18 protein-coding genes are annotated in these 18568 nt (G+C 70.2%); 9 read left to right on the top strand and 9 right to left on the bottom strand.

The features are described from left to right. Positions 1-6: 6 nt before the first annotated feature. Positions 7-495: a YkvA family protein gene (locus IWX63_RS12105; protein ID WP_199278413.1), complete on the top strand. Its 489-nt coding sequence runs from the start codon at positions 7-9 to the stop codon at positions 493-495. 44 nt (positions 496-539) lie between these two features. Next, entirely contained in the window at positions 540-1568 is a 1029-nt protein-coding gene (locus IWX63_RS12100) for an isopenicillin N synthase family dioxygenase (protein ID WP_199278412.1), read from the top strand. Positions 1569-1657: 89 nt separating this feature from the next. On the opposite strand, the gene IWX63_RS12095 is transcribed toward IWX63_RS12100, so the two are convergent. The 3 genes from IWX63_RS12095 to IWX63_RS12085 are packed head-to-tail and all read right to left on the bottom strand — an operon-like array spanning position 1658 to position 5426. After that, positions 1658-2524 carry a phytanoyl-CoA dioxygenase family protein gene (locus IWX63_RS12095; protein WP_199278411.1) on the bottom strand — a complete coding sequence of 289 codons (867 nt, stop codon included), beginning with the start codon at positions 2522-2524 and terminating at the stop codon, positions 1658-1660. Then, positions 2517-4355, bottom strand: a complete 1839-nt coding sequence (locus IWX63_RS12090; RefSeq protein ID WP_199278410.1) for a glycoside hydrolase family 2 protein — start codon at positions 4353-4355, stop codon at positions 2517-2519. Before IWX63_RS12090 ends, IWX63_RS12095 begins: the two co-directional genes overlap by 8 nt. 39 nt (positions 4356-4394) lie before the next feature. Next, on the bottom strand, positions 4395-5426 hold the full coding sequence (locus tag IWX63_RS12085) for a LacI family DNA-binding transcriptional regulator (RefSeq protein ID WP_199278409.1): 1032 nt from the start codon (positions 5424-5426) through the stop codon (positions 4395-4397). Positions 5427-5597: 171 nt separating this feature from the next. Here IWX63_RS12085 and IWX63_RS12080 point away from each other — a divergent pair, with 171 nt between their 5' ends. The 4 genes from IWX63_RS12080 to IWX63_RS12065 are packed head-to-tail and all read left to right on the top strand — an operon-like array spanning position 5598 to position 9773. Next, positions 5598-6911, top strand: coding sequence for an ABC transporter substrate-binding protein (locus IWX63_RS12080; protein ID WP_199278408.1), 1314 nt, complete (start codon positions 5598-5600; stop codon positions 6909-6911). Positions 6912-6916: 5 nt separating this feature from the next. Continuing rightward, positions 6917-7891, top strand: a complete 975-nt coding sequence (locus IWX63_RS12075; RefSeq protein ID WP_199278407.1) for a carbohydrate ABC transporter permease — start codon at positions 6917-6919, stop codon at positions 7889-7891. Continuing rightward, on the top strand, positions 7888-8778 hold the full coding sequence (locus IWX63_RS12070; protein ID WP_199278406.1) for a carbohydrate ABC transporter permease: 891 nt from the start codon (positions 7888-7890) through the stop codon (positions 8776-8778). The genes IWX63_RS12075 and IWX63_RS12070 overlap by 4 nt, the downstream gene beginning before the upstream one ends. After that, positions 8775-9773, top strand: a complete 999-nt coding sequence (locus tag IWX63_RS12065; RefSeq protein ID WP_334685832.1) for a glycoside hydrolase family 43 protein — start codon at positions 8775-8777, stop codon at positions 9771-9773. The genes IWX63_RS12070 and IWX63_RS12065 overlap by 4 nt, the downstream gene beginning before the upstream one ends. A 29-nt stretch (positions 9774-9802) precedes the next feature. Here the strand turns inward: IWX63_RS12065 and IWX63_RS12060 are convergent, their stop codons facing one another. The 3 genes from IWX63_RS12060 to IWX63_RS12050 are packed head-to-tail and all read right to left on the bottom strand — an operon-like array spanning position 9803 to position 10938. Further along, positions 9803-10111 (bottom strand): DUF3253 domain-containing protein, encoded by a 309-nt coding sequence (locus IWX63_RS12060; protein WP_334685831.1) that lies wholly within the window; start codon positions 10109-10111, stop codon positions 9803-9805. Next, positions 10104-10472: a 2-polyprenylphenol hydroxylase gene (locus tag IWX63_RS12055; protein ID WP_199278404.1), complete on the bottom strand. Its 369-nt coding sequence runs from the start codon at positions 10470-10472 to the stop codon at positions 10104-10106. Before IWX63_RS12055 ends, IWX63_RS12060 begins: the two co-directional genes overlap by 8 nt. A gap of 7 nt (positions 10473-10479) precedes the next feature. Next, positions 10480-10938 carry a DUF3817 domain-containing protein gene (locus IWX63_RS12050; protein WP_199278403.1) on the bottom strand — a complete coding sequence of 153 codons (459 nt, stop codon included), beginning with the start codon at positions 10936-10938 and terminating at the stop codon, positions 10480-10482. 320 nt (positions 10939-11258) lie between these two features. Here IWX63_RS12050 and IWX63_RS12045 point away from each other — a divergent pair, with 320 nt between their 5' ends. Both IWX63_RS12045 and IWX63_RS16830 read left to right on the top strand, forming a co-directional pair. After that, a complete protein-coding gene (locus IWX63_RS12045; RefSeq protein WP_334685830.1) occupies positions 11259-13961 on the top strand; it encodes a TM0106 family RecB-like putative nuclease in 2703 nt (900 codons plus the stop codon). Next, complete coding sequence (locus IWX63_RS16830) at positions 13850-14851, top strand: DEAD/DEAH box helicase (RefSeq protein ID WP_334685846.1); 1002 nt, start codon at positions 13850-13852, stop codon at positions 14849-14851. Before IWX63_RS12045 ends, IWX63_RS16830 begins: the two co-directional genes overlap by 112 nt. Positions 14852-15090: 239 nt before the next feature. Here the strand turns inward: IWX63_RS16830 and IWX63_RS12040 are convergent, their stop codons facing one another. The 3 genes from IWX63_RS12040 to IWX63_RS12030 all read right to left on the bottom strand — a co-directional run bounded on the left by IWX63_RS12040 (position 15091) and on the right by IWX63_RS12030 (position 17291). Then, complete coding sequence (locus tag IWX63_RS12040) at positions 15091-15294, bottom strand: cold-shock protein (protein WP_026533290.1); 204 nt, start codon at positions 15292-15294, stop codon at positions 15091-15093. A 204-nt stretch (positions 15295-15498) separates the two neighbouring features. Beyond that, a complete protein-coding gene (locus IWX63_RS12035; protein WP_199278402.1) occupies positions 15499-16494 on the bottom strand; it encodes an LLM class flavin-dependent oxidoreductase in 996 nt (331 codons plus the stop codon). A gap of 197 nt (positions 16495-16691) precedes the next feature. Beyond that, positions 16692-17291: a helix-turn-helix domain-containing protein gene (locus tag IWX63_RS12030; protein ID WP_199278401.1), complete on the bottom strand. Its 600-nt coding sequence runs from the start codon at positions 17289-17291 to the stop codon at positions 16692-16694. Between the two features lie 79 nt (positions 17292-17370). On the opposite strand from IWX63_RS12030, the gene IWX63_RS12025 reads away from it, so the two are divergent. Next, positions 17371-18558 carry a benzoate/H(+) symporter BenE family transporter gene (locus tag IWX63_RS12025; protein WP_334685829.1) on the top strand — a complete coding sequence of 396 codons (1188 nt, stop codon included), beginning with the start codon at positions 17371-17373 and terminating at the stop codon, positions 18556-18558. Positions 18559-18568 lie beyond the last annotated feature (10 nt).

Raw genomic sequence — 18568 nt, 5'->3', positions numbered from 1 at the left:
AGACGCATGAGCTGGGAGCCGGTCCTCGAGATCGTCGTCGCGGTCCTGGCCACCTACGGTGTCCTCCTCGCCTGCCTCGCCATCTATGCGCGCCGGCATCCCGACGTGATCTCGCTGCGGGACGCGCTGCGCCTGGGCCCGGACCTCCTCGGGCTCATCCGCCGCCTCGCCGCGGACCGCTCGGTCCCGATGCGGGCGCGCATCCTGCTCGGCCTGCTCGCGGTCTACCTCGTGGTGCCGATCGACCTGGTACCGGACTTCCTGCCCGTGATCGGCTACGCGGACGACGTCGTCGTGATCGCCGTCACCCTGCGGGCGGTGGTGCGGGCCGCCGGTCCGGAGGCCCTGGTCCGCCACTGGAAGGGGTCCGACGCCGGCCTGCGTGCCGTCCGCGCGCTGGCGGGGGTGCGCGGACCCGGAGCCGACGGTACGGACGGAGCCGACACCGACGACGGCGACGACGGGGCTGACGGGGCGGGCCGCAACACGGCGTAACGCAAAGGCAGGGACGGTTTTTCAACGGGCGTAGTCTCCTGCGCATGCAGCAGTCCGCGGGATCGATCCCCACCCTTGACCTCAGCACCGCCCGTTCTGCCGATGGATCCTTCACCCCCGGCTTCATCGAGGAACTGCGCGACGCCGCCCACACCGTCGGCTTCTTCCACATCGTCAACTACGGCGCCACCCCCACGCAGGTGGATGATCTCTTCGAGGTGACCCGCAGCTTCTTCGAGCTCCCGCTGGAGGAGCGCCTCCGGATCCACAACCGCTCGTCGCCGCATTTCCGCGGCTACGCCGGCCTCGGGACCGAGATCACCCGCGGCCGTCCCGACGCCCGCGAGCAGATCGACTTCTCCCCCGAGCGGGAGCCCCTGGCTGACTACCCCGCCGACGAGCCGTACTGGCTCCTGCAGGGCCCGAACCTCTGGCCCCGCACCGCGCTGCCCGACCTCGAGGAGAAGGCCATGGCGTGGGCGGCCCTGATGGCGCACGTCGGCGCCGAACTCCTGTCGGCGATCGCCGTCGCCCTCCACCTCCCCGAGGACTACTTCACCGAACCCTTCGAGGGCACTCCGGCCTGGATGGCCAAGCTCGTGCACTACGTGGGCGGGGTCGTCGAGGGAGCCGGCTCGCAGGGCGTGGGAGCCCACGCCGACTACGGCTTCGTGACCCTCCTGCTGCAGGACCAGGTGGGCGGCCTCGAGGTCCTCCCCCATGGCGCCGACGAGTGGGTCCCGGTCACGCCGATCCCGGGGGCTCTCGTGGTGAACCTCGGCGAGATGCTCGAGGTGGCCACCGAGGGCTACCTCGCGGCCACCATCCACCGCGTCACCGCCCCCGCACCGGGCGTGGACCGCTACGCCGTCCCGTTCTTCTGGTCCCCGCGCCTCGACGCCGTGATCGACCCGGTCCCCCTGACCGACGACCTGCGGGCCACCGCCCGCGGCATCTCGGACGACCCCGAGAACCCGATGCTGTCCTCCTACGGCTCCAACGTGCTGAAGGGGCGGGTGCGCGCGCACCCGGATGTCACCGAACTCCACCACCCCGAACTGGCGCGGAAGTAGCTCCTCCGGGAAGCCGTCCCGCCCACACGACGACGGCGGCACCCACCCGGGTGCCGCCGTCGTCGTCCAGGAACCTGCCGGGAAAGGGCTCAGGCCTCGCCCATCATGAGGCCCTCGATGGAGTGCTTCTGCGTGATCGGCACCAGGGTGTCCACCACGGGGCAGGCCACGTGGCGGCGGACCCGCTCGGGCAGGGCGTCGAAGAAGGGCTTCGTCACGGCCATGGCGTGGTGTTCGGCGTTGCCCGCGCCGGGGGCGTCCACCCCGAGCACCAGGACCGGCCGGGACTTCTCCGACTCGTTCTTCGTGCCGCGGTGGATCGTCAGTGCGGACCGGGCGGAGATGTCACCCATCGTCGGGTATTTGCGCTCCGCGAGGCCCTCGTACCGCCCGTACGCCGACTTCGGCGGGAACATCCCGTGGTCGAAGCCTTCCGGCAGGTCGAACTGCGTGCCGGGGGCGACCTCGAAGGGACCCATGTCCTCCTCGGTGTCGACGCCCGTCAGATTGAACGCCAGCGACGTCAGCCGCCCGTCGTTGCGGGTCTCCTCCGGCATCGGGAAATCGCGGTGCCACGGCTGGTTGACGGCGCCGGGGCCCGGGACGTCGAAGCCGAGCTCTACGATCTCGTAGTCGGGGCCCAGGACGGACTCGCACACCATGCGCACCCACGGGTGGTCCACGAGATCGACCCAGCCCCGCATCTGTTCGGGGTGGATCTCGACGTAGTACCGCTTCGGTCCCCGTCCGACGGCGCCGTTCGGCCGTGCGAGCGCCTCGGCGAAGGCCGCGTCGATGTCCTCGCGCATCTCCGCCGCCCACTCGCGGGTGAACGCGCCCTGCCGTGAGATCACCCCCCGCATGTAGAGCCCTTCGACGGCGGCAGCCGCCTCGGGGGACGCGCCGTCGGGGATCCGGGATGCGACCGGCTTGTGCGTGCCGGCGGGCTCATGCATGGTCGGGCCTCCAGTCCTTGCCCATCACGATCTTGCGGATCTCCGCCACGGGGAGCTTAGGCTTCCGGTTCTCGTCCGTGAGGCCGTTCGCCTCCTGCAGGGTGTCCGTCAGCTGGGTGTAGCAGAAGCCGGACAGGAAGGGGCTGTCCTGGAGGGCCGAGAACAGCGCCTCCAGGCGCCGCGCGAAGTCCTCGCCGGACTCGGCCGTGGAGTAGCCCCACGTCTCGATCGGGCTGTTCGGCGCATAGAGGATCCCGCCGAACTCGGACACCATGACCGGCTCGGTCCTCGGCAGGCCCGGCAGGACGCTCAGCCGGCGCCCGGCGGGTCCCACGCCGTCGACGAGCGACTGGAACGTCGGCAGGTCACGGTAGTTCGCGTGGAGGTCGTCGTACGTCGTCGCGTAGTCGTGGATGGTGAAGATGTCCGACTCCACGTGCTCCCAGCCGTCATTGGAGATGACCGGGCGGGACGCGTCGAGCGCCTTCGTCAGGTGGTACATGGCCTGCGCGAAGTGCTTCTGCGCCGGGCTGTGGGAGATCTGCTGGACGCCCCAGCTCTCGTTGAGGGGCACCCAGGTCACGATGCACGGATGGGACCGGTCCCGCTGGACGACGCTCGCCCATTCCCGGGCCACGCGCTCCATCGCCGTCGGCGAGAACTCGAAGGTGCTGCCCATCTCCCCCCACACCAGCAGGCCGAGGCGGTCCGCCCAGTACAGGAAGCGGGGGTCCTCCACCTTCTCGTGCAGGCGGGCGGCGTTGAAGCCGAGATCCTTGATCAGCTGGACCTCCTCGCGCAGTGCGGCCGCGTCCGGGGCGGCGAGGAGCGAGTCGGGCCAGTAGCCCTGCTCGAGCACCGACCGCACGTAGAAGGGGCGGTCGTTGAGGAGGAAGTGGCGTCCGGCCGTCCCGACGCTGCGGAGGCCGAAGTAGGACCACACCTCGTCCACAGGAGAGCCGTCGGCATCGAGCAGGGTGACGGTGGCGTCGATCAGACGGGGGTGATCCGGGGACCACAGCAGCGACTCGTACGCTTGGCCGTTGGCCTGGTGCGGGATCACGCAGTCCATCACGACGCGGGACTGCAGGGCCGACGTCGAGTGGGTGCCCAGCGGCTGACCGTCGAAGCTCAGGTCCACGCGCACCGTCAGGGCGTCGACCCGCTGCGGCGAGATCTCGAGCTCCAGGCGGGCGGAGCCGTTCGGGACGTCGGGCTCCCAGGTCACGGCCTCGATGAACGACGCGGGGACGGATTCCAGCCATACGGGCTGCCAGATGCCGGTGGTGCGGTGGTACCAGATGACGTGCGGGTCCTCGAGCCAGTCCTGCTTGCCGCGGGGCTGCGCGACGTCGTGCGGATCGTCCTCGGCCCGGACGACGAGGACGAGTTCCTCGCCCGTCCTGGCGTGGCTCGTGACGTCGAAGGAGAAGGGGCTCTGGCCGCCCTCGTGGGAGCCGAGGAGCTGACCGTTGATCCAGACCGTCGCCCGGTAGTCGACCGCGCCGAAGTGGAGGAGCAGCCGGTCCTCCTCGCCGGAGCGGCCGCTCGCGTCGATGTCCGCCTGCGTGATCCGGCGGCGGTACCAGACCACGGGATGGAAGCCGGTCTCGTGCACGCCGGACAGCGCGGACTCCGGGGGGTACGGGACGGTGATGGTGAGGGGGAAGCGCTCACCGGCGGAGAACCAGTGCTCCGCTTCGCCGGCGTCGTCGTCGTCGTGGTCGAACTCCCACTGGCCACCGAGATCCACCCACTGGCGTCGGAGGAGCTGGGGCCGCGGGTAGGTCCCGTCCTGGGTGCTGGCTGTCAACGCTTCTGGAGTCCGCATCCCGCCATCTTGTCGCATATTTTCAGCGCTGTAAAGATCTCAGTTCGGCTGGAGGACGGGCGCTCCGAGGGGCGCACTCTCGCGGATCGTCAGGGCGTGGGAGACGATGCGGTGCCGTCCGACACCGTGATAACCGCCGATACGCTCCAGCAGCAATTCGAGGGCCGTGGCCGCGAGTTCGCGCTTGTCCGGCGCGATCGAGGTCAGCGGGGGGCTCGCCCACCGGCCGAGCTCGGTATCGTCCCACCCGACGACGGCGACGTCGCGGGGCACCTGCACGCCCGCCTGCCGCAGCGCGGACAGGGCACCCGTCGCGAACCTGTCGTCGCGGCAGATGAGGCCGTCGAAGGCGATGCCGGAGGCGAGGGCGTCGCCCACCGCCCGGGCACTCTCCTCCGGCGTGAAGTCGGACACCGACAGCACCAGGCCGGGGTCCAGGGGCATCTTCGCGTCGACGAGGCCCTGCTGATAGCCGAGGAGCCGCTGGTCCGTGGACCCCGTCGTGTCCCCCGAGACGACGCCGAGGAACGCGATGCGGCGCCGCCCCTCGCCCACGAGGTGCCGCACGCCTTCCTGCGCCGCCACCACGTTGTCGATCATGACGTGGTCGGCCGTGAGGGGCATGGTGGATTCCCCGAGGAGCACCACGGGGACATCGCGCTGCAGCCGGGCGACCTCCATGGACTGCATCCGCACGGGATGGAAGATGACGCCGTCCACGAGCCCCGTCTCGCGGTCATTGAGCACCGCACGCTCCGCCGCCGGATTGCTCAGCGTCTGCTCCACGATGACCCGGTAACCCAGGCGACTCGCCTCCTCCGCGATGTACCGGGAGAGCTCGGAGAAGTAGGGATGGTCGATCTCCGGGATCGCGAGGGCGATCATGCCGGTCTTGCCGGTCGCCAGGCGCCGGGCCGTCAGGTTGGGCTTGTAGCCCAGCTCGTCGATCGCCTGCTGGACCTTCCGGCGCATCTCCGGCGTGACGTGCGGATAGTCGTGGACGACGTTCGACACCGTCTTCATCGACACGCCGGCCACCTCGGCCACATCGGCAAGTCGGACTTTCTTCATCTGCGTCTCCTCGGGTCGATCCCAGTCTAAATCGGCGCCCCAAGGGCCCCTGCCGGGCCGGGATTCCCTGTAACAAATCGCTGGACACTAATTTTACAGCGCTGTAAGCTCGGTCACACGCTGAGCCACTCACCTGGAAGTGCGCAACGTTTTCAACGAGGAGGACACACCATGACCCATCCGAAGCGATCCCTGCGCGGGCGCCTGCAGGCTGCGACAGCCCTTGGCGCCGTCGCACTGCTCGGCCTGACCGCATGCGGCGGCTCAGGCAGCGAGCAAGCCGCCAGTGAATTCACGGGCGAGTACGACGGCCCCGCCGTCGAGCTCTCCTACTGGAACGGCTTCACCGGCGGTGACGGCCCGTTCATGGAGAAGATGGTCGAGGAGTTCAACGCCGAGCACGAGAACATCAAGGTCACCTCGAACACCATGCAGTGGGCGGACTTCTACCAGCGCCTCCCGGCGGCCGTCACGGCCGGTGAGGGCCCCGACGTCGGCGTCATGCACCTGGACCAGCTGTCCTCGATGGCCGCACGCAACGTGATCGTGCCGGTCGACGACCTCACGGACACGCTGGAACTGACGGGCGACGACTTCACCCAGGAGGTCTGGGACGCCGGCGTCTACCAGGACGAGCGCTTCGGCATCCCCCTGGATGTCCACTCCCTGGCCATGTACTACAACACGGAGCACTTCGAGAAGGCCGGCATCACCGAGGCCCCCACCGATGCTGCGTCCTTCGAGGACGCACTCAAGAAGCTCCAGGCCGCCGGCTACGACCAGCCATTCTGGATGCCGTCCCTCTGGCCCAGCCACCTCATGAACCTCTCCCTCCAGTGGCAGAACGGCAACGAGCCGTACGACGCCGAGGCCTCCAAGGCCAACTTCGCGACACCCGAGGGCGTCGAGGCCATCACTTGGCAGCGTGACATCGTCGAGGACGGGTACAGCCCCTCCAACGTCGCGATCGACTCCCAGTACGTCGCGTTCAAGAACGGCGAGACGTCGATCACCTGGGACGGCATCTGGCAGTTCAACGACCTCGAGTCGTCGGGCATGCCCTACGCCTCGGCTCCCATCCCGACGATCTTCGAGGAGAAGGCCGTGTGGGCGAGCTCGCACAACTTCTTCCTGCCCCGCCAGGCACAGCCCGATCCTGACAAGCAGAACGCCGCCAAGGTGTTCATCGCCTGGATGAGCGAGAACTCGGCCGAGTGGGCCGGCTCCGGCATGATCCCCGCCCGTGAATCGGTCCGCGCCGCGGGCGCCCTCGACGGCATGCCGCAGGAGGTCATCGCCGAGGACATCGACTCCATGCGCTTCCTCCCCCCGGTCCCCGGTATCGGTGCCGTCCAGACGGAGACCCTCGAGGTCGGCGTCAACAAGGCGGTCCTCGGTGAGGAATCCCCTGAGGACGCCATGACCGAGGCAGCGGAGAATGCCTCGAAGCTCATGGAAGAGAACAAAGCGTCGTTCGGAGAGTAAGAACCATGACCACGCTGAAGGAGAAAGAAGGGGGTGCCCCCTCACGGAAGGGGGCACCCCGCCCGTCGGGGACGTCGTCGCCCCGCGAGATCCGCAAGCAGGCAGCAGCCACCCCGTGGCTCTTCCTGGCCCCGTATCTCGTCCTGTTCATCGCGTTCGTCCTGGTGCCCATCGTCTTCGGCGCCTGGATCAGCCTGCACACCTGGGACTACACGAGGCCGCTCAAGCCCTTCGTGGGCTTCGAGAACTACGCCGAGTTGTTCACCCCCGACTCCAGGCAGTTCAGCAACTTCTGGGGGGCGATGCAGGCCACCGGCATCTTCACCCTGTTCAGCGTGCCGCTCCTGCTCACCATCCCGCTCGCCGTGGCACTGCTCATGTCGAAGAAGTTCCCGGGCCGCAACTTCTTCCGGGCCGTCTACTTCGCGCCCTACGTCCTGGGCGTCGCCGTCGTCGCCGTGATGTGGCGCTACCTGCTCGACAACAACATCGGCCTGGTCAACTACTACCTCGGCCTGCTCGGCCTGCCGAACGACATCGCCTGGACCACCTCGACCCCGGCCGCATGGGTGGCCCTCGTCGGCGTGACCGTGTGGTGGACGCTCGGCTTCAACGCCGTCATCTACCTGGCCGGCCTGCAGGACATCCCTTCGGAGCTCTATGAGGCGGCCCGCATGGACGGCGCCAGCCCCTGGCAGCAGTTCGTCAACGTCACCCTCCCCGGACTCCGGCCGGTGCTGTCCTTCGTGACCCTCACGACGCTGATCGCGTCGGTGAACATGTTCGGGCAGTCCTACCTGATCACCCAGGGCGGACCCGGCAGGGCGACCCGCACCGCGATCTACCAGATCGCGGACACGGGCCTCCGCAACTTCCAGATGGGCAGCGCCGCCGCCATGAGCTACGTGCTGACCCTCTTCCTCATCGGCCTGAGCCTCGTGGTCTTCTGGCTGTTCCGCGAACGGAAGGATGCCCGATGAGCTCGACAGTCGATACCCGTGCCGCCCGGACGGACGAGCCGACGGCGAGGCCGGTGCGCAAGTTCCAGCCCCGCACCCTCGTCAAGATCGTGCTGCTCGCGGTGGTGGCGCTGATCTTCATCAGCCCGATGATCTTCATGATCGTCACCTCGTTCAAGACGCGCGCCGATGCGACCGCCATCCCGCCGTCGTGGATCCCCGACCCCTTCTCGCTCGAGGCGTACAAGACGATCCTCGCGCCGGGGACCAACACCCCGGTGCTGCGGTGGTTCGCGAACAGCATGCTGGCCGCGATCCTCCACTCCGCGCTCGTCGTCGTGACAGCCTCCCTGGCCGCGTACCCGCTGGCGCGGATGAACTTCCGCGGCAAGAAGATCGTCTTCGCGGTCATCGTCGCGACGCTGCTGGTCCCCCCGGTGATCCTCGTGATCCCGAACTACCTGCTCGTCAGCGACCTCGGCTGGCTGAACTCGCTCGTCGCGATCATCGTGCCGACGGCGGCCTCCGCCTTCGGGGTGTTCTTCATGCGGCAGTTCTTCATCTCCCTGCCGGACGACCTGGAGGAGGCCGCGCGGATCGACGGCGCGAACCGCCTCCAGATGTTCACGCGCATCATCCTGCCGCTCGCGAAGCCTGCCATGGCGACCCTGGCGCTGCTGGCGTTCCTGGGTAACTGGAACGACTTCCTGTGGCCGGTGTACGTGCTGTTCACCCCCGAGGTGCAGACCCTGCCGCCGGGGCTGTCCACGCTGCAGTCGGCCAACGCGGTCCGCTACGACCTGCTGATGGCGGGTGCCGTGGTGGCTAGCGTGCCGGTGCTCGCGCTGTTCGTCTTCCTCCAGCGCTTCATCATCGAAGGCGTGTCCCGGTCCGGGGTGAAGGGTTGAGCCGTCCGTTCCTGGGCCGCCTGCTCTGCATGATGGCGGTCGCCGCGCTTGCCGCGGCGACCGCCGGATGCGCCCCGTCCGAGCCGTCGGAGGCCGCTCCCGCCCCCGCGGCCGAGGAGCAGAACCCCACCCGGGTGCTGGACGCCGAGTTCGCCGATCCCGACATCCTCCAGGTCGGCGACACCTATTACGCCTACGCCACCATGGGGAACCGCAAGAACGTCCAGGTGGCGACGTCCAGGGACCTCCTCGAGTGGGAGCAGCTCGATGAGGACGCGCTGCCCGACCTGCCCTCCTGGATCATCCCGGGCAAGACGTGGGCCCCCGAGGTGACCGAGGTCGCGGACGGTCGGTTCGTCCTCTACTTCACCAGCACCAACTTCGAGCCGACGGTGCAGTGCATCGGTGTCGCCACGGCCACGGATCCCGCGGGGCCCTTCACGGTCGTCGGGGACTCGATGCTGGTCTGCCCGGCGGACGAGGGCGGGGCCATCGACGCCAGCACCTTCGTGACGGACGAGGGACTGAACCTGGTCTGGAAGAACGACGGCAACTGCTGCGACAAGGACACCTGGATCCAGACCGCGCCGCTCTCGGCGGACGGTCTGGCACTCACCGGACCGCCGCAGAAGCTCATCAAGCAGGACCTCGCGTGGGAGGGCAACCTCGTCGAGGCACCGACCGTGGTGCAGCGGGACGGCGCGTACGTGCTGCTCTACTCCAGCAACGACTACGGCGGCGAGTCCTACAAGGTGGGCCGCGCCTCGGCCCCGGCGCTGGAGGGACCCTGGGAGAAGTCACCGGAACCCTTCCTCTCCTCGGACTCCTTCGGCGGCGACCGCTACATCGGGCCGGGCGGACAGGACCTGGCCACGGCTCCCGACGGTCAGGTCTACCTCCTGTTCCACGGCTGGGACGCAGCGGTGACCTACCGGTCGATGCATGCGGAACCGGTGGAGTGGGAGGGTGCCGAGCTGTCCCTGACGGACGGCTGAGCATCGCCCCGCCTGCGGGGCGCCGAGCATCACCCGGACGACGGTGCCTTTCCCGAGGCGCCGTCGTCCGTCGTTGCGACCCGGCCGTCGATCCAGCGGATGCGGATCGGGCCCCGAGCGTCGCGCGCCACCGGTTCGCCGTGCTGGGTGACGTGGACCAGCCCCTCCCCCGCCAGGTCGAACGCGATGCGCCGGGCTGCGGGCATCAGGTCGCGCCACTCCTCCCCGCCGATGCTGCGGGCGGCGTCGGACGGGCACAGCGTCTTCCCGCCGCCCCGCAGCGTGGCGATGCGCAGGATCTCGGCACGCAGTGCGGGGTCCGTGACCCCGTCAGCCATCCTCGGTCGCATCCCCCGTGGCCCGGCCGGCAGGGCCGCCGGGCTTCTTCGGGTGCATGCGGTCGAGCTCCTGCAGGGCTGCGGTCCACCGCGCGGTGCGTTCCGCCGCGGACTGCTCCCACCAGGGTGTCCCCCGCTCGCCGAGCCCTTCCTTGGCGAGCTGGACGGTGCGTCGCGCGCGGGGCAGGGCCGCGCCGTCGTCGCCCTTGGCACTGTTGCGTACGCCCGAGCGTCCGCGTCCGAGGTGGGACATCAGGCGGGCCTTCACGTCTTCCGGCAGCGAGGGGTCGGTCTTCCGCCAGCGGCGGCCGCTGTGGAGGAAGAACCGCTCGTCATCCGTGGTGTTCCGCAGGTCGGTCATGTATGCCTCAGCTCGAGGATCCGGGAGGGCCGACGATCAGCAGCACACTGAAGACCACCGAGATGCCGACGACGGCGACCAGCAGGGCGACGAGCGGACTGCGCAGCACCCACGCCTGGAGCCGCTCCACGGGGGTGCGCGGCGCGTCCGCCCCGGGGGCCAGGCGCCAGGAACCGGCGAGCTGTCCGCGGCGCTCGATCCACCGCTCGTACGGGATCGTCGCGAACGGGACGACCGCCGAGGCGAGGCCGAGCAGGCCCGTCACCACCGACCAGCGCTGGTTGACCCAGATGAAGACGGTGGTCGCCACGAAGCAGAGGAAGACGAAGCCGTGCACGGCCCCAGCCGGTGGGACGAGCGCCTCGGTGGTCCGCGTGACGTACTTGAGGAACATGCCCAGCAGCAGGAAGGCCCAGGTCACCGCCTCCGCGACAGCGACGGTGCGGAAAAGCGTGCGGGGGTTCATGGGGCTCCTGGTCGGTCGGTGGTCGGTGCCCCCAATTCTCCCAGACCGTCGGCGGACCCGCGTGCCCGCTCCCTTCCCGGTCCGCTGCCGGTGCCTCCGTCTCCGAGCGGTGGTGCCACTGACCGGGGCGCGATCCTCCGGGACGGTCACGGCCCCGACCACGCCGGGTGTCCCCGACTGTCGCCGGGTGTGCGTGACGCAGCCAGTCGTCCCCGGCCGGACGACCACGCGCCGGCCCCGCATGACTCCGGTCACACGATTGTCGGCGGCCCGTGATGGACTGGTGATCCCCCGGCGGCACCACGAAAGGACCAGGGCCCATGTTCCTGCTCGACGCCGACAGCAACTCCTACACCACCTCCCCCGACCTGGTGTTCTCGGCGACGGACCTCGTCACGGCGTCGGAGTGCGGCTACCGGCTCCTGCGGATCCTCGACGAGAAGCTGGGACGGGCTCCGCGGGCGCAGTTCCCCGCGGACGAGATGCTGCAGCGCGCCGCCGCCCTCGGAGATGTGCACGAGCACCGGGTCCTCGACGAGCTGGTCGCCGAGCACGGGCTGTGGTCACCGGGACACCGGTCGGGCGTATACGACGTCGAACCGGCGGCCTCCTTGGACCGCGCCACCCTGGTGGCCAAGCACGAGGAGTCCCTCCGCGCCCTGCACTCCGGCGCGGCCGTGGTGTTCCAGGCCGCGTTCTTCGACGGCGTGTTCCACGGACGCTCGGACTTCCTCGTCCGGCAGGACGACGGCGCGTACGCCGTCTGGGACACGAAGCTCGCCCGCCACGCGAAGGTCGGCGCCCTGCTGCAGCTCGCCGCGTACGGCGACCAGCTGCAGGCCGCGAGCATCCCGACGGCGGACGAGGTGACGCTCGTCCTCGGTGACCGCCGCCGCAGCCTGCACCGGCTCCCCGACCTCCTGCCGGTGTTCCGCGAGCGCCGCGTCCGCTTCCTCGCGCTCGTTCACGGCCACCGCGGGCAGCCGGACCGCGTGACCTGGGGCGCACCCGGGGTCGACGCGTGCGGGCGGTGCGACTACTGCGCCGAACAGGTGCTCGCATCCCGGGACCTCCTCCTGGTCGCCGGGATGACCGCCGACCGCAGGGCACGCCTGCAGGGCCAGGACATCGCCACGATCGACGACCTCGCTGCCATGCCGGACCACCCCGAGGACGCCGCCCTCACACGGCTTCAGGAGCAGGCGCGCCTGCAGGTAGGCACGATCACGGTGGACGGCGGCGTCACCTACCGCGATGCCGGGGGCGCCGAACGCACGCTCTCCTACCGGCTCCTCCCGCAGCACACGCTGGGGTCCCTGCCCACGCCGAGCCCCGGCGACATCTTCTTCGACTTCGAGGGCGATCCCCTGTGGCAGGATCCCGGCGACGGCAGCTGGGGCATCGAGTACCTGTTCGGCGTCGTCGAGGAACCGACGGTCGACGGCGGCGAACCGCCCTTCCGCCCCTTCTGGGCCCACAGCCGGACGGAGGAGCGCGCCGCGCTCGTCCGGTTCCTCGACTACGTCCGGCAGCGCCGCCTGCAGTACCCCGACCTGCACATCTACCACTACGCGGCCTACGAGAAGAGCGCCCTGCGGCGCCTGTCCCTCGTCCATGTGATCGGTGAGGACGCCGTGGACACCCTGCTCCGCGAGGGTGTGCTCGTGGACCTCTACGACACCGTGCGCCACAGCCTCCGCATCTCCGAACGCTCCTACAGCCTCAAGAAGCTCGAACCCCTCTACATGGGCGGAACCCCCCGCGCCGGGGACGTGACGGACGCCGGGGCATCGGTCGTCGCGTATGCCGCCTACTGCGCCGCGCGCGATGCCGGGGACAGCACCGCCGCGGCGGAGATCCTCGCCGGCATCAGCGACTACAACCGCTACGACTGCCTCTCCACGCTCGGGCTCCGGGACTGGCTCCTCGGGCTGCGGCACGGAACCGGGCAGGACGTACAGGGTCGCCCCGCCGATCATGCCGCTCCGCCCGACGCCGCGGACCTCCCCGTCGCCTCGCCCGCAGACCTCCCCTCCTATGGCCCCGTCCCCGAGGAGGCCCGACTGCTGGCCTATCTCGGCGATCTGCCGGCCGGCACGGGCAAGCAACCCGACCAGCAGGCCATCGCGCTCGTCGCGGCCGCCGTCGGGTACCACCGTCGGGAGCGGAAGCAGTTCTGGTGGTCCCACTTCGACCGGCTCGCCTCACCCGCCCACGAGTGGGACACCGCCCGTGACGTCCTGGTGTTCCGCACGCTCGAGGTGGTGCAGGACTGGGCGAGACCGACCTCCCGCTCGAATCCCGTGCGCGTGCTGAAGGCCACCGGCACCCTGTCGGTGGGCGCCGATGTCCGGGAAGGCTCGACCTACTTCGCGATCTACGACGCACCCGTCCCGCCCGATGCGGACAGCATCGACAGCAGCGGCAGGGGGCGCGGCGGCTGGTTCGGCGTCGAGGTGACGGAGCTGTCCGAGGACGCGGACGGCGTGGCCACCGTGGTGTTCAGGGAGAAGCTGCGGCGCGGAGCCCCGGAACGTCCCGAACTGCCGATGGCCCTGGCCCCCGACCAGCCGCTGATGACCCGGTCGATGCAGAACGCGCTGGTCGCCCTCGCGGACCGGGTGGGCCAGGCGCTCCCGGACGTGTCCGCGGATCCCGCACTCGACCTCCTCCGCCGCATCCCCCCACGCCTCGCGGGCGGCGCCGAACTGCCCGCCGCACCGCTGCACGGGGACGGATACGCCGAGGCCATCACCGCCGCCCTGCAGCTCCTCGACGACTCCTATCTCGCGGTGCAGGGCCCGCCCGGCACCGGCAAGACCCACACGTCGGGGCGGACGTCATCGCCAGGCTGGTGCGCCTCGGGTGGAAGGTGGGCGTCGTGGCGCAGTCGCATGCCGTGGTCGAGAACCTGCTGCGCCGTGCCATCGGGGCAGGTGTCCCCGCCGACCAGGTGGCCAAACGCACGGAGGCGCCGGACGCGCCCTGGACGCAACGGTCCGACGACGACGTCGCGCGCCTGATCGGCGGCGCCGGGGGGTGCCTGGTCGGCGGTACGGCCTGGACGATGACCGGGAGCAAGGTCCCGGCGCACTCCCTGGACCTGCTGGTCATCGACGAGGCGGGGCAGTTCTCGCTGGCGAACACCATGGCCGTGGCCCGCGCCGCACGCCGACTCCTCCTCCTCGGCGATCCGCAGCAGCTCCCCCAGGTCACCCAGGGCACCCATCCGGAACCGGTCGACGAATCAGCGCTGGGCTGGCTGTCCGCCGGGCACGCGACGCTGCCCGCACGGTTCGGCTACTTCCTCGCGGACACCTGGCGCATGCACCCGGACCTCTGCCAGGCGGTGTCGGTGTTCGCGTACGACGGCCGGCTGACCACGGCCGCAGCGGCGCGCGGACGCCACCTCGACGGCGCACGGCCCGGCATCGAGTGCGTCTTCGTCGACCATGCGGGCAACTCGACGGCGTCGGCCGAGGAGGCGGCGGAGGTCGTCGCGCAGGTGCGGCGCCACCTCGACCTGTCCTGGACCGCGGAGCCGGGCGCCGGACCGCGACCCCTCGCTCAGCAGGACATCCTGGTGGTCGCACCGTACAACGCCCAGGTGCAGCTCACGCGGCGGGCGCTGGGCGCGGCCGGGTTCGGGGATGTCAGGGTGGGGACGGTAGACCGGTTCCAGGGTCAGCAGGCCGCCGTCGTGATCGTCACCATGACGGCGTCCTCCGCTGCGGAAGCACCGCGCGGCATCGGGTTCCTGCTGAACCGCAACCGGGTGAACGTCGCGGTCTCGCGGGGGCAGTGGCGTGCCGTCGTCGTCAGGTCCCCGCGACTGACCGAGCACATGCCTTCCACCCCGGCCGCGCTGGAGGAGCTCGGAGCGTTCATCGGTCTCTGTGACGGGACAGGCTGAGGGGAGCCCCCCGTCCCGCCCGGGGCTGTCCGACAGGTGGTCCGGGTAGGGCTGTCCGGTGGCGCTCAGCCGGACATACCGTGCACCCTGCGCCAGGAAAGCCGGCGGCACTGCACGGGTGGGGCCGCGGGCACATGCACAACCCATGCGGCACTGGCAGGTCCGGGTTAAACGAAGAAGCAGGCCGGACCGGGGTCCGACCTGCTTCTCGCGAAAAGATCTAGTGGAAGATCCGAGCCTTAGAGGGGCTGGATGTTCGACGCCTGAGGACCCTTGGGGCCCTGCTCGGTGTCGAAGCTGACCTTCTGGTTCTCGTCAAGCGAGCGGTAGCCGCTCGCATTGATCGCGGAGAAGTGTGCGAACACGTCTGCGCTTCCGTCGTCGGGAGCAATGAATCCAAAGCCCTTTTCAGCGTTGAACCACTTCACGGTACCTGTTGCCATTTTTGTTTATCCTTCTGAAATTCAGACGCACTCCGACTTTCGGAGCGCCCCAGTCGCGGCGTGCTTGTCCGCTTTTTCAGAGACACGATCTGTCCGGTGAGGGTCAGACCGCGTGAAATACAAATGCGCAACACTACAACTGACACCCACTTAACCAAACGTTGGAGGGTAATGGCAAGCAGGAAGCCAAAGTTCTTTGATCGGCTATGCTCGCGCGGCGATCGGGTGCATCGCTTCGGACAGCAACTCGAAGGAGCGGAGCCACGCATCGGTGCTCTCCGCCTGGGTCGCGACGATGAGCTCGTCGGCCCCGAACCGCTCGGCGAACTGCTCCAGGTAGTCGCGGACGACGTCGGGCGTACCGACGGCGCTGTACCGCGCCATCCCGGCCATCTGCTGACCGCTCGGCGACGCGAGAATGGCCTCTGACTCCTCCCGCGTGAAGCTCTGCCCGCGTCCCAGGAGCAGGCTCACGCGGCGCAGCATCCCCTCGTGGAACTCGTGGTGGGCGTCGTTCGCGCTGTCGGCCGCGATGACGTTCACGCCGGCGATGAAGTGCGGCTCCGAGGACTGGGCGGACGGCCTGAACTCGCGGCGGTAGATGGCAGCGGCGTCCTGCAGCGCCTGCGGGGCGAAGTGCGATGCGAAGGCGAAGGGCAGGCCGAGGGCGGCAGCGAGCCTCGCACCGAACAGCGAGGACCCGAGGATGTAGAGCGGGACATTGGTGCCCTTGCCCGGGGTCGCCTGGACGCCGGGCACGCGGCTCTCACCGGTGAGGTAGCCCTGCAGTTCCAGGACGTCCTCCGGAAAGCTGTCGGCGGCCATGGGGTCCCGACGCAGGGCACGCGCCGTGACCTGGTCACTGCCGGGGGCGCGGCCGAGCCCGAGGTCGATCCGGCCCGGGTGGAGGCTCTCGAGGGTGCCGAACTGCTCGGCGATGGTGAGCGGCGAGTGGTTGGGCAGCATCACGCCGCCGGAGCCGAGGCGGATGGTGGATGTGTGTGCTGCGACATGGGCGATGAGCACGCTCGTGGCCGAGGAGGCGATGCTGCCCATGTTGTGGTGCTCCGCATACCAGATCCGGCGGTACCCCCACCGCTCGGCGTGCTGGGCGAGCGACACGCTCGAGGCGAAGGTCTCCGCCGGCGTGGAGCCTTCGGCGACCTGGGCCAGATCCAGGATGGACAGGGGGACAGTCATGGGTGCACCTTCCGATTCGGGAACCACGGCGGGGTGCGTCGCGGACCTCTTGACGGAACGGTTGCCTGCGCGCATCTATTTCCGATCTTCCCCGCCCGGTGCGGCGCGAGGCGTGGTTCTCCTCACGCCGCGAGCGGCGCCCCGGCGCCCCGGGAGCGCGCCGACCAGCAACGGCGCGACGCCTGATGCGCACCCGATCAGACTGATCGGTCCGATCGGTCCGATCGGACCGATCGGACCGATCGATCTCCGGGTGCCGACGTCTCGATGGTCAGGACCCCCTCCACGGTCCCGTCCGTCGACGCGTAGGAGTGGACCGCGTCTCCGCGCCAGGACAACGAGTCACCGGCCCCCGCGTCCTGTTCGGCGCCGCGCACGCCCGCGCGCACGCCGCCCCGCACCACGCGGAGGTGCTCGACAGTTCCTGGTCCGTGGGGCGGCGACACCCGCGTCCCCGTCGACGCGATGGTGAGCCAGAAGACCTCGGTGGTCCCGCCGTCGTCGTGCGTGCGCACGGCGAGCAGCCGGGCATCCACGACGCCGTCGGAGACGCCGCGCCCCGTCTCGTCGCCGAGGAGCCCGGTGAGCGGCACCCCGAGCGGGCCTGCGAGCGCGTACAGCGTCCCGAGGGTCGGGTTGCGGGTCCCCGCCTCCAGCTCGGACAGCGTGCCCTTCCCGACGCCGGCCTGCAGCGCGAGGCCGCTGAGGGAGAGCCCCCGGTCCCGGCGCAGCTGCGTGATCCTGCGCGCGACGGCGACGCGCAGCGACTCATTCCGGTCCGGCTTGTCCTCGGGCATCCCCGGATCCTACTCTGGCCGTTCCGTATACAGAACGAACTTCGAGGGCGCGGCAGCGCCACCCGACAGGAGTCCCGTGGTGAACACCAGATCCTCCGTCCGGCCCGGCTTGCACGAACCCGTCCTCGCCGGCGTCGTCACGGCCCTGGTTGGCTTCACCTCGTCGTTCGCCGTCGTGCTCGCCGGCCTGCGGGCCACCGGGGCGTCACCGGAGCAGGCCGCCTCAGGGTTGCTTGCGCTGACGGCCGTCGTGGGGCTCGGGATCGTCCTGCTGTCGCTGCGGTACCGCATCCCCGTCACGCTCTCGTGGTCCACCCCGGGTGCCGCGCTGCTGGCCGGCGCCAGCATCCCGTCCGGCGGCTGGCCCGCGGCGGTCGGCGCCTTCCTGGTCACCGGCATCCTCATCGCGCTGACCGCGGCGGTGCCGTGGCTGGGCCGGCTGGTCGCCCGCATCCCGCAGCATCTCGCGCAGGCGATGCTAGCGGGCGTGCTGCTCCCCCTGTGCCTGGCGCCGTTCCAGTCGATCGGTACCATCCCGCTCCTGGTGCTCCCGGTGATCCTCGTCTGGCTCGCCGCCTCGGCCCTCGCCCCGAAGTGGTCGGTCCCCCTCGCGCTCGTCGCGGCCCTGGCCGTGATCGGCGTCCAGCTCGGCCTCGCGGGCACCACCATCGAGGCGTCGTCCCTGGCACCCTCCCTGGCGTTCACCCTCCCGACGATCGCACCGGCCGCCGTCGTCGGCATCGCACTGCCGCTGTATGTGGTGACGATGGCGTCGCAGAACCTCCCGGGCGTCGCCGTGCTCTCGTCCTTCGGCTACCGGACCCCGTGGCGGCCCGCCCTGGCGGTCACGGGCGTGGGGACCGCCGTCGTCGCGCCCTTCGGCGGTCACGCGGTCAACCTTGCGGCCCTGTCCGCCGCCCTGTCCGCGGGCGAGGGGGCCGGCGAGGACCGCGACCGCCGGTGGATCGCGGCCCTCACCGCCGGACTGTCCTACCTGGTGCTCGCCGCCTGCTCGGGCGCGCTCGTCGTCGTCGTCGGCGCCGCACCTGCCGGGCTCGTGGAGGCGGTGGCCGGGCTGGCCCTGATCGGCACCATGGCGACGGCGGTGACCGCGTCCTTCCGGGATGCGACCGGGCGCATGAGCGGCGCCGTGACATTCCTCCTCGCGGCGTCGGGCCTGTCCGTCGTCGGGATCGGCGGAGCGTTCTGGGCGCTCATCGGCGGGCTCGTGGTCCGGGCGGCGATCGAACGGAGAGGGCCCGCCTGACCGGCGATGC

The organism is Arthrobacter sp. CAN_A2 (assembly GCF_015752045.1).
Lineage (GTDB): Bacteria > Actinomycetota > Actinomycetes > Actinomycetales > Micrococcaceae > Arthrobacter_D.
This window is presented reverse-complemented; position numbering and strand designations above follow the sequence as displayed.

Excerpts from the sequence above, each read along its gene's own strand:
- IWX63_RS12105 (WP_199278413.1), top strand. The coding sequence starts at position 7 with ATGAGCTGGGAGCCGGTCCTCGAGATCGTCGTCGCGGTCCTGGCCACC.
- IWX63_RS12100 (WP_199278412.1), top strand. The coding sequence starts at position 540 with ATGCAGCAGTCCGCGGGATCGATCCCCACCCTTGACCTCAGCACCGCC.
- IWX63_RS12095 (WP_199278411.1), bottom strand. The coding sequence starts at position 2,524 with ATGCATGAGCCCGCCGGCACGCACAAGCCGGTCGCATCCCGGATCCCC.
- IWX63_RS12090 (WP_199278410.1), bottom strand. The coding sequence starts at position 4,355 with ATGCGGACTCCAGAAGCGTTGACAGCCAGCACCCAGGACGGGACCTAC.
- IWX63_RS12085 (WP_199278409.1), bottom strand. The coding sequence starts at position 5,426 with ATGAAGAAAGTCCGACTTGCCGATGTGGCCGAGGTGGCCGGCGTGTCG.
- IWX63_RS12080 (WP_199278408.1), top strand. The coding sequence starts at position 5,598 with ATGACCCATCCGAAGCGATCCCTGCGCGGGCGCCTGCAGGCTGCGACA.
- IWX63_RS12075 (WP_199278407.1), top strand. The coding sequence starts at position 6,917 with ATGACCACGCTGAAGGAGAAAGAAGGGGGTGCCCCCTCACGGAAGGGG.
- IWX63_RS12070 (WP_199278406.1), top strand. The coding sequence starts at position 7,888 with ATGAGCTCGACAGTCGATACCCGTGCCGCCCGGACGGACGAGCCGACG.
- IWX63_RS12060 (WP_334685831.1), bottom strand. The coding sequence starts at position 10,111 with ATGGCTGACGGGGTCACGGACCCCGCACTGCGTGCCGAGATCCTGCGC.
- IWX63_RS12055 (WP_199278404.1), bottom strand. The coding sequence starts at position 10,472 with ATGACCGACCTGCGGAACACCACGGATGACGAGCGGTTCTTCCTCCAC.
- IWX63_RS12050 (WP_199278403.1), bottom strand. The coding sequence starts at position 10,938 with ATGAACCCCCGCACGCTTTTCCGCACCGTCGCTGTCGCGGAGGCGGTG.
- IWX63_RS12045 (WP_334685830.1), top strand. The coding sequence starts at position 11,259 with ATGTTCCTGCTCGACGCCGACAGCAACTCCTACACCACCTCCCCCGAC.
- IWX63_RS12040 (WP_026533290.1), bottom strand. The coding sequence starts at position 15,294 with ATGGCAACAGGTACCGTGAAGTGGTTCAACGCTGAAAAGGGCTTTGGA.
- IWX63_RS12035 (WP_199278402.1), bottom strand. The coding sequence starts at position 16,494 with ATGACTGTCCCCCTGTCCATCCTGGATCTGGCCCAGGTCGCCGAAGGC.
- IWX63_RS12030 (WP_199278401.1), bottom strand. The coding sequence starts at position 17,291 with ATGCCCGAGGACAAGCCGGACCGGAATGAGTCGCTGCGCGTCGCCGTC.